We start from the raw sequence: 13,376 nt of genomic DNA on the forward strand, positions 1-13,376 counted from the left end.
CCGCCAGAGTTACGGCGGCCATAGCGAAAGGGAAACACCCGGTCCCATCCCGAACCCGGAAGTTAAGCCTTTCAGCGCCGATGGTACTGCAACCGCGAGGCTGTGGGAGAGTAGGACGCCGCCGGACAAGCATTGAGGTAGGGCCACCCCGTCACGGGGTGGCCCTACCTGCATTTACGGACAATTCGTGCCGACTCGGTCGTGGAGAGGCTCGGCAGTGTCGGGACGCCGTGGCAAGGTGGGCCCCATGGACCAGCGGCTCAGCTTCGTGACCCTGGCAGTGCGAGATCTGACGGCGACCCGGCGCTTCTACGTGGACGGGTTGGGTTGGACGGCCGCGCTCGACGTGCCCGACGAGGTGCTGATGATCCAGGTGGGCGAGCACGTCGTTCTCTCGCTGTGGAGCGAGGCCGGCTTCGAGGGTGAGGTCGGGCCGATCCGACGAGGGGCCGGCCTCGCGCCGGTCACGCTCGCGCACAACGTCGCCACTCGGGAGGAGGTCGACGCCGTGCTCGAGACCGCGCGCGCGGCAGGCGCCGATCCCGTGCACGCCGCCGCGGAGCGTGAGTGGGGCGGCTACACCGGCTACTTCGGCGACCCTGATGGCTTCCGCTGGGAGATCGCGTGGAATCCCGGCCCGATCGGACAGGCGGTGCTCCCGTGACCGACGACCAGCAGATCCTCACCGCCGACCAGGTCGAGGCCGAGGGCCTCGTGGACTGGCGGATCCTGTTCCACGCGCTGCACGCCCGCTACCGGACCGGCGACTTCGCGACCGCCCTGCGCCTGGTCGACGCTGTCGGCGCCGCGGCCGAGGAGATGAACCACCACCCGGACCTCGACCTGCGCTACGGCCAGCTGCACGTGCGGCTCTTCAGCCACGACGTCTTCGGGGTCACCCGGCGCGACATCCGGCTCGCGCGTCGGGTCAGCGAGCTGGCTGCCGGCCTGGGTGTGCGCGCTGATCCCTCCGCCGTCCAGGTGCTCGAGGTCGCCCTCGACAGCGCGGACCCCGAGGCGATCAAGCCGTTCTGGCGGGCGGTGCTGGGCCTGCGGGACTCTCCGCTCCACGACGAGCTGGTGGACAGGAGGGGGGTCCTTCCGACGCTGTGGTTCCAGCGCACCGACCCGCACGAGGAGCCTCGCCAGCGGTTCCACCTCGACATCCGGGTGCCCCCGGAGGAGGCGTTCGCACGGGTGGAGGCGGCGTTGGCCGCCGGCGGCACCCTGGTGAGCGACGAGCGGGCGCCCACGTTCTGGGTGCTGGCCGACGCGGAGGGCAACAAGGCCTGCGTGACGACCTGGAAGGGCCGCAACCAGTCGTCCTGAGCCCCGCCGTTCGTCTCGCGAAGCGGGACGGGCGTTCCAGATGCTGGGACGCCTGACAGACTGAGGTGACGGGCACGAGACCCGACGGCTACCGTGATCGCATGCGCCAGCAGATCCTTGTACGCACGCGACGCGTGAGCTGAGTCCAGCGACCACAGCACGCGCGTCGACCCCTCGTTGCCCACGGGCCGAGGGGTTTTTTGTTGGCCGGGAGTCGGTGTTTCATCGGACGAGTGAGGACAGGAACTAGGGGATGAGCGAGCAGATCACGGGCGCACAGAGCCTGATCAAGTCGCTGGAGGCAGCGGGGGCCGAGAACATCTTCGGCATCCCGGGTGGCGCGATCCTCCCGGCGTACGACCCCCTGATGGACTCCACGGCGATCCGGCACATCCTGGTGCGCCACGAGCAGGGCGCCGGGCACGCGGCCCAGGGGTACGCCGCCGCCACCGGCAAGGTGGGCGTGTGCATGGCGACCTCAGGACCGGGGGCGACCAACCTGGTGACGCCGCTCGCCGACGCGCACATGGACTCGGTGCCGATGGTGGCCGTGACCGGGCAGGTGGGCGCCTCGATGATCGGCACGGACGCCTTCCAGGAGGCCGACATCCGGGGCATCACGATGCCCATCACCAAGCACAACTTCCTGGTCACGGACCCGGCGGAGATCCCGCGCACGGTGGCCGAGGCGTTCTACCTCGCCTCGACCGGGCGGCCGGGCCCGGTGCTGGTCGACGTCGCGAAGTCGGCACTCCAGGCCATGACCTCCTTCCGGTGGCCGACCGAGCTCAACCTTCCGGGCTACCGGCCGGTGACCCGCCCGCACTCGAAGCAGATCCGGGAGGCGGCCAAGCTCATCCTCGAGGCGCGGCGCCCGGTGCTCTACGTCGGCGGCGGCACGATCCGCGCCGGTGCGGCGCGCGAGCTGCGCGTCCTCGCCGAGTTCACCGGGATGCCGGTGGTCACGACGCTGATGGCGCGGGGCGCGTTCCCCGACAGCCACCCCCAGCACCTCGGCATGCCCGGCATGCACGGGACCGTCGCCGCGGTCGCCGGTCTCCAGCGCAGCGACCTGATCATCAGCCTGGGAGCCCGGTTCGACGACCGGGTCACCGGCAACCTCGACTCGTTCGCGCCGGGTGCGAAGGTCATCCACGCCGACATCGACCCGGCCGAGATCGGCAAGAACCGGCTCGCGGACGTGCCGATCGTGGGGGACTGCCGCGAGGTGATCAGCGACCTGCTCGTCGCCCTCAAGGGCGAGTCCGACGCCGGGCACACCGGTGACTACGAGGCCTGGGTCGAGTTCCTCGCCGGGATCAAGAAGCGCTACCCGCTCGGCTACGACCAGCCGGCCGACGGCAGCCTGTCCCCGCAGTACGTCATCGAGCGGCTCGGCAAGATCGCCGGTCCCGAGGCGATCTACACCTCCGGAGTGGGTCAGCACCAGATGTGGGCAGCCCACTTCGTGAGCTACGAGAACCCGAACACCTGGATCAACTCCGGCGGTCTCGGCACCATGGGCTTCTCGGTCCCCGCGGCGATGGGGGCGAAGGTCGGCTGCCCCGACAGGACGGTCTGGTCGATCGACGGTGACGGCTGCTTCCAGATGACCAACCAGGAGCTGGCCACCTGTGCGATCAACGACATCCCGATCAAGGTCGCGGTGATCAACAACGAGTCCCTCGGCATGGTGCGGCAGTGGCAGACGCTCTTCTACAACGAGCGCTACTCCAACACCGACCTGCACTCCAAGCGCATCCCCGACTTCGTCAAGCTCGCCGAGGCGTACGGCTGCGTCGGCCTGGCCTGCGACAGCCCGGCCGACGTCGACGCGACGATCACCAAGGCGATGGAGATCAACGACGCACCCGTCGTGGTCGACTTCCGGGTGCACCGCGACGCCATGGTCTGGCCGATGGTCGCCGCAGGCACCAGCAACGACGACATCAAGTACGCCCGTGACATGGCGCCGCGGTTCGACGACACCGAGGACGACTGGGAGGTCAACCCGTGAGCAAGCGGAGCGAGCGAACCATCCAGCACTGCGCCCTGAGAGTCTCATCGGCGCCCGGAGCGAAGCGAGGACGTCGATGAGCAAGCACACCCTTTCCGTGCTGGTCGAGAACAAGCCCGGCGTCCTGGCCCGGATCGCGGGCCTGTTCAGCCGACGCGGCTTCAACATCGACTCGCTGGCCGTCGGCCCGACCGAGCACGACGAGGTCTCCCGGATGACCATCGTGGTCAACGTGGAGGAGTCCCCGCTCGAGCAGGTGACCAAGCAGCTCAACAAGCTCGTCGAGGTCATCAAGATCGTCGAGCTCGACGGCCCGGCCTCGGTCAACCGCGAGCTGCTGCTGGTCAAGGTGAAGGCCGACGCCGACACCCGCGGCCAGGTGCTCGACGCGGTGGCCCTGTTCAAGGCCCGGGTGGTCGACGTCGCCACCGACGCGGTCACCATCGAGATCACCGGCAACGGCGACAAGCTCGCGTCGTTCCTCAAGGTCGTGGAGCCCTTCGGGATCCGCGAGCTCGTCCAGTCCGGCATGGTCGCCATCGGGCGCGGATCCCGGTCCATCAGCGAGCGCACCCTCCGTCCCGTCCCCATTCCTGCTCCGCCGGCGGCGACCGGCTGAGCGCCGCAACCACCCGACGTACCCACCAAGACAACCCAGAAGGAGAGCCCCAGTGGCTGAGATGTTCTACGACGACGACGCCGACCTGGCCCTGATCCAGGGCAAGAACGTGGCCGTCATCGGCTACGGCAGCCAGGGCCACGCGCACGCCCTGTCCCTGCGCGACTCGGGCGTCGACGTCCGGATCGGCCTGCAGCCCGGGTCGAAGAGCCGCGCGAAGGCCGAGGCCGAGGGCCTGCGCGTCCTCACGCCGGCGGAGGCGGCCGAGGAGGCCGACGTCATCGTCATCCTGGCGCCCGACCAGCACCAGCGGAAGCTCTACGCCGAGGAGATCGAGCCCAACATCACCGAGGGCGACACCCTGGTGTTCGGCCACGGCTTCAACATCCGCTTCGGCTACATCACCCCGCCCGAGGGCGTCGACGTCTTCATGGTCGCGCCGAAGGGCCCGGGGCACCTGGTCCGCCGTGAGTACGTCGACGGTCGCGGCGTGCCGGTGCTCGTCGCGGTCGAGAAGGACGCCTCGGGCAAGACCTGGGACCTCGCGCTGTCCTACGCCAAGGCGATCGGCGGCCTGCGTGCCGGCGGGATCAGGACGACGTTCACCGAGGAGACCGAGACCGACCTGTTCGGTGAGCAGGCCGTCCTCTGCGGCGGCGCGAGCCAGCTGGTGATGTACGGCTTCGAGGTCCTCACCGAGGCCGGCTACCAGCCCGAGGTCGCCTACTTCGAGTGCCTCCACGAGCTCAAGCTGATCGTCGACCTGATGTACGAGGGCGGGATCGCCAAGCAGCGCTGGTCGGTCTCCGACACCGCGGAGTACGGCGACTACGTCTCCGGCCCCCGGGTCATCGACGAGCACGTCAAGGAGAACATGAAGGCGGTGCTCGAGGACATCAAGAACGGTGCCTTCGCGAAGCGCTTCATCGACGACCAGGAGGCCGGTTCGCCGGAGTTCAGGAAGTTCCGCGAGCAGGCCGAGCAGCACCCGATCGAGAAGACCGGTCGCGAGCTGCGCAAGCTGATGTCGTGGGTGAAGAGCCACGACTCCGACTACGTCGAGGGCACCTCCGCCCGCTGACCCGACGCTTCTTCGACCCCCAGAGCGCCGACCCGTCGTCAGCTGACGACGGGTCGGCGCTCTGCTGCGTGAACGAGCGACGGGTCGGCGGAACAACGGGTGGATGGTTGAACGTTGCACCGGGCATGCGCATCGAGATCTGGAGTGACGTCGTCTGCCCGTGGTGCTACATCGGGAAGCGGCGGCTGGAAGGGGCGTTGAGCCGGTTCGAGCAGGCCCGTCCCGAGGCCGCCGGGCAGGTCGAGATCGTCTGGCGCTCCTACCAGCTCGACCCGGCCGCGCCGGGCGAGCCCAGCGAGACCGTCGCCGAGCACCTCGGACGCAAGTACGGCGGGGGGCCTGCCGCGGGCCAGCAGATGATCGACCGGGTCGAGGCCGTGGCCGCCGAGGAGGGGCTGGTCTACCGGCTCGGCGAGGCGCAGCGCGCCAACACCGTCGATGCGCACCGGCTCCTGCACCTGGCGGCCGCCGAGGGTCGGCAGGGCGAGCTCAAGGAGGCGCTGCTCGCGGCGTACTTCCTCGACGCCCGCAACGTGGCCGACCCCGGCGTGCTCGCAGAGCTCGCGGCCGACGTCGGCCTCGACGAGGTGCGGGTCAAGGAGGTGCTCACCGGCGACGAGTACGCCGCTGCCGTCGAGGCCGACATCCGCCGGGCGGCGGCGTACGGCGCCACCGGCGTGCCGTTCTTCGTCGTCGACCAGAAGTACGGCGTGGCGGGGGCGCAGCCGGGTGAGGTGTTCGACCAGGTCCTGGAGCGGGCCTGGGCCGAGTCGCGGCCGGTGATCGACGTGATCGGCGGCGCGGACGCGTGTGGGCCGGACGGCTGCCCCGTCTGAGGGTGTGACCCAGGTCGCGGCGATCGGTGGGTGGGCGCGGGTTCCGGGGGGACGCGGCTCACGTGTAAGGTTAGGCGTGCCTAAGTAAGCCTCACCTAAGGACATGCCGTGCTCGCCAACTACCTGATCGGCCTTCGCGAGGGCCTCGAGGCCGCGCTCGTCGTGAGCATCCTGGTCGCGTACCTCGTGAAGACGGACCGCCGTCACCTGCTGCCCCGCATCTGGGCCGGCGTGGCGCTGGCGGTCGGTGTCAGCCTCGCGTTCGGTGCGGCCCTCACCTGGGGCCCCCGCGGGCTCACCTTCGAGGCCCAGGAGGCCATCGGCGGGACGCTGTCCATCGTCGCGGTCGGCTTCGTGACCTGGATGATCTTCTGGATGGCTCGCGCGGCCCGCGCGATGGGAGGCGAGCTGCGCGGCCAGATCGACAAGGCCGCCGACGGCACCCGCTGGTCGCTCGCGCTCGTGGCGGTCCTCGCGGTCGGCCGCGAGGGTCTCGAGACGGCGCTGTTCCTCTGGGCCGCGACCCAGGCGGGCACGCGCGACGCGGCCGGGGCGGCCGCCTCGACGTGGGAGCCCCTGCTGGGCGCCGCCCTCGGCCTGGCCACGGCGGTGGTCCTGGGGTACCTGATCTACCGCGGTGCGATCTCGATCAACCTCAGCCGCTTCTTCGCCTGGACCGGCGGCTTCCTGATCCTCGTCGCCGCCGGCGTGCTGTCCTACGGCATCCACGACCTGCAGGAGGCCGGCATCCTGCCCGGCCTGAACACCATCGCCTTCGACGTCTCCGGCGTCATCGACCCCGGCACCTGGTACGCCACGCTGCTCAAGGGCGTCTTCAACTTCTCGCCGGTCACCACCGTGCTCGAGGCCGTGGCCTGGCTGGTCTACGCCGTTCCCACGATGGCGCTGTTCGTGCTCGGTGTGCGTCGTCGCGGCGCCAAGCCGGCGGCGCAGGCGAGGCAGCAGCAGCCTGCCCCCGTCTCCAACTGACCCCGCAACCCCCCCGCGAAGGAATCTCTCACCCCATGCGCCTTCCCCTGCTCGCGGCCGCCCTGGTCGCGGTCCCGGCCCTGTCCGCCTGCACCCAGAACGCCTCCTCCGGTGAGGCGGGCGAGGACGACCGCACCATCACGGTCAGCTCAACCGACGACGCCTGCGAGCTCTCGGGCACCGAGGCGCCGTCGGGCAAGCTCACCTTCGACGTCACCAACGACGGGTCCAAGGTGACGGAGTTCTACCTGTACACCGAGAACGCCGAGCGCGTGCTCGGCGAGGTCGAGAACATCGGCCCCGGCCTCACCCGCCAGCTCGTGGTCTCCGCCCCGGCCGGCACCTACCTCACCGCCTGCAAGCCGGGCATGAAGGGCGACGGCATCCGCGCCGACTTCACGGTGACCGACTCGGGCGCGAAGGTCGCCGCCTCCGCCGATGAGGCGGAGCTGGTGGAGCATGCCGAGGAGGAGTACGGCGAGTTCGTGCAGGAGCAGTCGGACCAGCTGCTGACCGGGACGGCGGCGTTCGTGAAGGCCTACAAGGCCGGCGACGACCGTGCCGCCAAGGCGCTCTACCCCGAGGTCCGCACCCACTGGGAGCGCATCGAGACGGTGGCAGAGTCGTTCGGCGACCTCGACCCGAAGATGGACGCCCGTGAAGCCGACCTCGAGCCCGGGCAGAAGTGGACCGGGTGGCACCGCATGGAGAAGGACCTGTGGCCGGCCCGCGCCGAGAAGTACGAGTCCCTGACCATGAAGCAGCGCGCCGTCTACGCCGACGACCTGCTCGCCAACACCAAGGTCCTCGACCACCGCATCGGCGAGCTCGAGTTCACCGTCGACCAGATCGCCAACGGCTCCCGCGGCCTGATGGAGGAGGTGGCGACCGGGAAGGTCACCGGTGAGGAGGAGTACTGGTCGCGCACCGACCTGTGGGACTTCCAAGCCAACGTGGACGGTGCGAAGAAGGCCTTCGAGGTCGTGGAGCCCATCCTCGAGCAGAACGACCCGGAGCTCGAGGAGACCCTCGACGAGCGCTTCGACGCGTTGCAGGAGCAGCTGGACGCGCACCGCGAGGGTGACGGCTTCCGGACCTACGACTACCTGTCCGCCGAGGAAGTGAAGCAGCTCGCGGACGCCGTCAACGCCCTGTCCGAGCCGCTGTCACACCTGACCGCGGCGGTGATCTCCTGACCTCCCGACGCACCCTGGACGTCTCCCGTCGCGGGCTGCTCGGTGGCGGCGCCGCCGCGGCCGGTCTCGCCGGCGCGTTCGTCGCGGGGCGAGCCTCCGCGGACGAAGGCGGTACGCCGGGCACAGGGGACCCGACGTACGCCTTCCGCGGCGAGCACCAGGCCGGCATCGTCACCCCCGCGCAGGACCGGCTCCACTTCGCGGCCTTCGACGTGATCACGGGCTCCCGCGCGCAGCTGGTGGCCCTGCTCAAGGCCTGGACCGAGGCCGCCGACCGGATGACCCGGGGGCTGCCGGCCGGTGAGATCGGCCCGGTCGAGGGCGCGGCCAACGTGCCGCCGGACGACACCGGCGAGGCGATCGGACTGGACGCGAGCGGGCTCACGATCACCTTCGGCTTCGGGCCGGGGCTCTTCGTCGACGCGCAGGGCAGGGACCGCTTCGGGCTCGCCGACCGGCAGCCCGAGGCGCTGCGCGACCTCCCGCACTTCCCCGGAGACAACCTCGACCCGGCCCGCTCCCAGGGCGACCTGTGCGTCCAAGCCTGCGCCGACGACCCGCAGGTCGCCGTGCACGCCGTCCGCAACCTGGCCCGGATCGGCTTCGGCACGGTCTCCGTGCGCTGGTCCCAGCTCGGCTTCGGCCGTACCTCCACGACCTCGACCGCCCAGTCGACCCCTCGCAACCTGTTCGGATTCAAGGACGGCACCGCCAACGTCAAGGCCGAGGAGGCTGCGGCGCTCGACGAGCACGTGTGGGTCGGCGCCGGCGACGACGCGAAGGCCGACTGGCTGGCCGGCGGGTCCTACCTGGTGGCCCGGCGGATCAACATGACCATCGAGGTCTGGGACCGCCAGCCGCTCGGGGACCAGGAGTCCTTCGTGGGCCGCACCAAGGACACGGGGGCGCCGCTGTCCGGCGGGGGCGAGCTCACCGAGCCCGACTTCACGATGCCCGGCAGCGACGGGCCGGTCATCCCGCGCGACTCCCACGTCAGCGTCGTGCACCCGGACCACAACGGTGGCGTCCGGATGCTCCGCCGCGGCTACAACTTCGTCGACGGCACCGACGCGCTCGGGGGCCTGAACGCCGGCCTGTTCTTCCTGGCGTACGTGCGCGACCCGCGCACCCACTTCATCCCCGTGCAGACCCGAATGGCGAAGGTCGACGCCCTGATGGAGTACCTCAAGGTCACCGGGTCCGCGCTGTTCGCGGTGCCGGCCGGCGCGCGGCCGGGGGAGCACGTCGGCCAGGCCCTCTTCGCCTGATCGACGTCGATTCTCCTGCGCCGGGAGCCGGACGCTCCTACGATGCCGGTCCGCACCTCGAGAGGACCGACGCGATGACGACCGCACCCTGGCTGCCCGCCGACTGGCAGCACCCCACCCGGGTCGAGCTGCCGACCGGCCACCACCTGCGTCCGATCCACCCCGACGACACCGAGCTCGACATGCCGGCGGTGATGGGGTCGCGGCAGCGGCTCTGGTCGATCTACGGCGAGGCCTGGGGCTGGCCCCCGGCCGACATGACCGCCGAGCAGGACCGAGAGGACCTCCAGCACCACTGGGAGGAGATCCAGTCCCACGAGTCGTTCAACTACGCCCTCTTCGACGCCGGGGAGACCGAGCTGGTCGGCTGCGTCTACATCGACCCCGCGGACAAGGCCGGCGCGGACGCCGACATCTCGTGGTGGGTGCGTGACGAGCACGTCGGCTCGCCGGTCGAGGCCGCGCTGGACGAGCTCGTGCCCGCGTGGATCGCGTCGGACTGGCCGCTCACCGCGCCGCGGTACGTCGGCCGCGACCTCAGCTGGGCGGACTGGCTGGCGATCCCACGGGAGGGCTGAGCGGCTGGGACGACGCGCCCGCGGTCACCGCCGGCTGACCGTCACCCGGCCGTCGGCGACCTGCCAGTGGTGGGTGACGCCCAGCGACTCGACGAGGGCCTTGTCGTGGCTGACCACGAGCAGCGTGCCGGTGTAGTCGGCCAGCGCCTCCTCCAGCTGCTCGATCGCCGCCACGTCGAGGTGGTTTGTCGGCTCGTCGAGGACGAGCACGTTCACCTCGCGCGCCTGGAAGACCGCCATCACCGCCCTGGTCCGCTCACCCATCGACAGGGTCCGCGCCGGACGGTCGACGTGCTCGCTGCCGAGTCCGAACTTGGCCAGCAGGGTGCGGACCTCGCCCCGGTCGGGTTCCTGCTGCCCGGTGTCGGCGAGCTCGGCGCGGACCACGTCGACGACCGAGGCGTCGGAGTCGAGCAGTGAGCGCCGCTGGTCCAGGACGCCGGCCCGGACCCGGGTGCCCAGGGAACGCCGGCCCGCCGTCAGCGGGATCTCGCCGAGCAGTGCCTTGACCAGCGTCGTCTTGCCGCTGCCGTTGTCACCTGCGATCGCGACCCGGTCACCGCGGGCCACGGTCAGGTCGACCGGCCCGAGCCGGAACCCGTCGCGGACGACCTCGGCCCCGTCCAGCGTGGCCACCACCGCGGCCGGCTCCGGGCCCGGGGTGATCGAGTAGCGCAGCTCCCACTCCTTGCGCGGCTGCTCGACCACGTCCAGCCGGTCCACGGCGTTCTTGAGTCGGGCCGCCTTGGCCGACTGCCGGTCGGCGCGCGCCCTGTGCTTCTCGCGCACGTGCTTGTCCGGCTCGCCGCCGCGGGCGACGTTGCGGTGCCCCTTCGTCGCCCAGTCGTCGCGGCGCCGGGCCTGGGCGAGCAGGTCGTCGCGCTGCGCGGCGTACGTGTCGTAGGCCTCGCGGGCGTGGCGGCGGGTCAGGTCCCGCGCCGCGACGTACTCCGACCAGCCGCCGGTGTAGTGCCCGATCCGTTGCTGGGCCAGGTCGAGCTCCAGGACATGGGTGGTGACCCGGTCCAGGAAGCTGCGGTCGTGGCTGGCGATCAGGATCGGGCCCCGGTGGCCGGTGACGAACTCGACGATCAGCGCGAGGCCGCGCGCATCGAGGTCGTTGGTCGGCTCATCCAGGAGCAGCACGTCGTACCTGCTGAGCAGCACGGCGACCAGCGCGGCCCTGGCGGCCTGACCTCCGGACAGGCTGCCGAGCGGCCGGTCGGCAGCGACCTCCAGGCCCACCTTCGCGGTCACCTGGGGCAGCCGGTCCTCGAGGTCGGCCGCGCCGAGCGCGAGCCAGCGCTCCAGCGCGGCGGCGTACTCCTCGTCGGCGCCGGGGCGGCCCTCGGCCAGGGCGGTCGAGGCGTGGTCGAGCTCGCGGTCGGCCGTGGCCACGCCGGTCCGCCGCCGGGCGTACGCGAGCAGCGACTCGGCGGGGTCCGGCACCACCTGGGGGAGCCACCCGATGGTGGCGTCGCGAGGGGCCAGCTGGATCGTGCCGGACTCGATCGGCAGCTCCCCGACGATCGTGCGCATCAGCGTGGACTTGCCGGAGCCGTTGGCCCCGACGACGGCGGTGACGTTGCCGTCGGCGAGCACGAGGTCGAGCCCGGTGAAGAGGGTGCGCGCAGCGAAGCTGACGTCGAGGCCGGCGATGGTGAGGGTCGTGGACATGTTGCTCCAGGAGTGACGAAGGGGCCCCGCGCGGGCGGGCGGGCTCGGAGTCGTCAGGCGATGTCCACGGCGGAAGATTAGCCGCGCGGGCGGGCGCGGACACAACCGAATTACGGCGTCGTGCTCGGGTAGTGTGGAAATCCGCACAGCGTCGTGCATGCCTTCCCCCACACCAGGAGCGAGGACACCGCTGTGACCAAGCCCGTCGTACTCATCGCCGAGGAGCTGAGCCCGGCCACCGTCGAGGCGCTCGGCCCGGACTTCGAGATCCGCACCTGCAACGGCGCCGACCGGGGTGCGCTGCTGTCGGCCGTCGCCGACGCCGACGCGCTGCTGGTCCGCTCGGCGACCAAGGTGGACGCCGAGGCCCTGGCAGCCGCGCACCACCTGAAGGTCGTGGCCCGGGCCGGCGTCGGCCTCGACAACGTCGACGTGCGGGCGGCGACCCAGTCCGGTGTCATGGTCGTCAACGCGCCGACGTCCAACATCGTCTCGGCCGCCGAGCTCGCCGTCGCGCTGATGCTGGCCGCGGCCCGGCACCTCTCGCCCGCCCACCAGGCGCTGCGCCACGGCGAGTGGAAGCGGTCGCGCTACACCGGCACCGAGCTCTACGAGAAGACGGTCGGGATCGTCGGCCTGGGCCGGATCGGGGTGCTGGTCGCCCAGCGCCTCTCGGCGTTCGGGATGAGGGTCGTGGCCTACGACCCCTACGTGCAGGCCGGCCGGGCCGCCCAGATGGGCGTCCGGCTCGTCGACCTCGACACGCTGCTGGCCGAGGCGGACTTCATGTCCGTGCACCTGCCGAGGACCCCCGAGACGATCGGCCTGATCGGCGCCGAACAGCTCGCCCGGGTCAAGCCGTCGCTGGTGCTGGTCAACGCCGCCCGGGGCGGCATCGTCGACGAGGTCGCGCTGTACGCCGCGCTCAAGGAGGGCCGGGTCGCGGCCGCCGGGCTCGACGTCTTCGCCACGGAGCCCTGCACCGACAGCCCGCTCTTCGAGCTGGACAACGTGGTCGCGACGCCGCACCTCGGCGCCTCCACCGACGAGGCCCAGGAGAAGGCCGGGCTCGCGGTGGCCCGTTCGGTGCGGCTCGCGCTCGCCGGCGAGCTGGTGCCCGACGCGGTCAACGTGCAGGGCGGTGTGATCGCCGAGGACGTCCGCCCCGGCATCCCGCTCACCGAGAAGCTCGGGCGGATCTTCACCGGCCTCGCCGGGTCCGTGGCCGAGTCGATCGACGTCGAGGTCCGCGGGGAGATCACCGACTACGACGTCAAGGTGCTGGAGCTGGCCGCGCTCAAGGGGGTCTTCGCCGACATCGTCGAGGAGCAGGTGTCCTACGTGAACGCACCGCTGCTCGCGGCCGAGCGCGGCTGCGCCGTACGCCTGGTCGCCGACCCGGAGAGCCCCGACCACCGCAACCTCATCACGATCCGCGGCACCCTCGCGGACGGCTCGCAGGTCTCGGTGAGCGGGACCCTGATCGGGATCGGCCAGAAGGAGCGGCTGGTCGAGGTCAACGGCTTCGACGTCGACATCGAGCCCACGGAGCACCTGGCGTTCTTCCGCTACGAGGACCGGCCGGGCATGGTCGGCACCGTCGGCCGGATCCTCGGCGACGCCGGGGTGAACATCGCCGGCATGCAGGTCGCCCGCGACGCCAAGGGCGGGCAGGCCCTGGTCGCCCTGTCGGTCGACTCCGCGATCGCGAACGAGTCGCTGGCCGAGATCCAGGAGGCGATCGCCGCCGCGTCCGTGCGGGCGGTCGACCTCACCTGAGCCAGG

The 13,376-nt window shown here is 71.2% G+C and carries 12 protein-coding genes and 1 rRNA gene; 12 read left to right on the plus strand and 1 reads right to left on the minus strand.

Translation table 11 applies throughout. The features are described from left to right. The first annotated feature begins 10 nt into the window (after positions 1 to 10). The 11 genes from rrf to ABD268_RS12235 all read left to right on the plus strand — a co-directional run bounded on the left by rrf (position 11) and on the right by ABD268_RS12235 (position 9,914). Positions 11 to 127 (plus strand): 5S ribosomal RNA (gene rrf / locus ABD268_RS12185). A gap of 120 nt (positions 128 to 247) precedes the next feature. After that, a complete protein-coding gene (locus ABD268_RS12190; protein WP_344152150.1) occupies positions 248 to 664 on the plus strand; it encodes a VOC family protein in 417 nt (138 codons plus the stop codon). Then, positions 661 to 1,329: a VOC family protein gene (locus tag ABD268_RS12195; RefSeq protein WP_344152153.1), complete on the plus strand. Its 669-nt coding sequence runs from the start codon at positions 661 to 663 to the stop codon at positions 1,327 to 1,329. The genes ABD268_RS12190 and ABD268_RS12195 overlap by 4 nt, the downstream gene beginning before the upstream one ends. Positions 1,330 to 1,582: 253 nt before the next feature. Continuing rightward, positions 1,583 to 3,346: an acetolactate synthase large subunit gene (locus tag ABD268_RS12200; RefSeq protein ID WP_344152156.1), complete on the plus strand. Its 1,764-nt coding sequence runs from the start codon at positions 1,583 to 1,585 to the stop codon at positions 3,344 to 3,346. Between the two features lie 76 nt (positions 3,347 to 3,422). After that, on the plus strand, positions 3,423 to 3,965 hold the full coding sequence (gene ilvN, locus ABD268_RS12205) for an acetolactate synthase small subunit (RefSeq protein WP_344152159.1): 543 nt from the start codon (positions 3,423 to 3,425) through the stop codon (positions 3,963 to 3,965). A gap of 52 nt (positions 3,966 to 4,017) precedes the next feature. Then, positions 4,018 to 5,046, plus strand: coding sequence for a ketol-acid reductoisomerase (gene ilvC / locus ABD268_RS12210; protein WP_344152162.1), 1,029 nt, complete (start codon positions 4,018 to 4,020; stop codon positions 5,044 to 5,046). Positions 5,047 to 5,171: 125 nt separating this feature from the next. Continuing rightward, complete coding sequence (locus ABD268_RS12215; protein ID WP_344152165.1) at positions 5,172 to 5,882, plus strand: DsbA family oxidoreductase; 711 nt, start codon at positions 5,172 to 5,174, stop codon at positions 5,880 to 5,882. 108 nt (positions 5,883 to 5,990) lie between these two features. Beyond that, complete coding sequence (efeU, locus tag ABD268_RS12220) at positions 5,991 to 6,872, plus strand: iron uptake transporter permease EfeU (protein WP_344152168.1); 882 nt, start codon at positions 5,991 to 5,993, stop codon at positions 6,870 to 6,872. A gap of 35 nt (positions 6,873 to 6,907) precedes the next feature. Then, positions 6,908 to 8,068: an iron uptake system protein EfeO gene (gene efeO, locus ABD268_RS12225; RefSeq protein WP_344152171.1), complete on the plus strand. Its 1,161-nt coding sequence runs from the start codon at positions 6,908 to 6,910 to the stop codon at positions 8,066 to 8,068. A 14-nt stretch (positions 8,069 to 8,082) separates the two neighbouring features. Next, entirely contained in the window at positions 8,083 to 9,336 is a 1,254-nt protein-coding gene (gene efeB / locus ABD268_RS12230) for an iron uptake transporter deferrochelatase/peroxidase subunit (RefSeq protein WP_344152855.1), read from the plus strand. Between the two features lie 74 nt (positions 9,337 to 9,410). Then, positions 9,411 to 9,914 (plus strand): GNAT family N-acetyltransferase, encoded by a 504-nt coding sequence (locus tag ABD268_RS12235; RefSeq protein ID WP_344152174.1) that lies wholly within the window; start codon positions 9,411 to 9,413, stop codon positions 9,912 to 9,914. Positions 9,915 to 9,938: 24 nt separating this feature from the next. Here the strand turns inward: ABD268_RS12235 and ABD268_RS12240 are convergent, their stop codons facing one another. After that, on the minus strand, positions 9,939 to 11,591 hold the full coding sequence (locus tag ABD268_RS12240) for an ABC-F family ATP-binding cassette domain-containing protein (RefSeq protein ID WP_344152177.1): 1,653 nt from the start codon (positions 11,589 to 11,591) through the stop codon (positions 9,939 to 9,941). A 192-nt stretch (positions 11,592 to 11,783) separates the two neighbouring features. Here ABD268_RS12240 and serA point away from each other — a divergent pair, with 192 nt between their 5' ends. After that, positions 11,784 to 13,370: a phosphoglycerate dehydrogenase gene (gene serA, locus ABD268_RS12245; protein WP_344152180.1), complete on the plus strand. Its 1,587-nt coding sequence runs from the start codon at positions 11,784 to 11,786 to the stop codon at positions 13,368 to 13,370. Positions 13,371 to 13,376 lie beyond the last annotated feature (6 nt).

Source organism: Nocardioides koreensis (genome assembly GCF_039531775.1).
Lineage (GTDB): Bacteria > Actinomycetota > Actinomycetes > Propionibacteriales > Nocardioidaceae > Nocardioides > Nocardioides koreensis.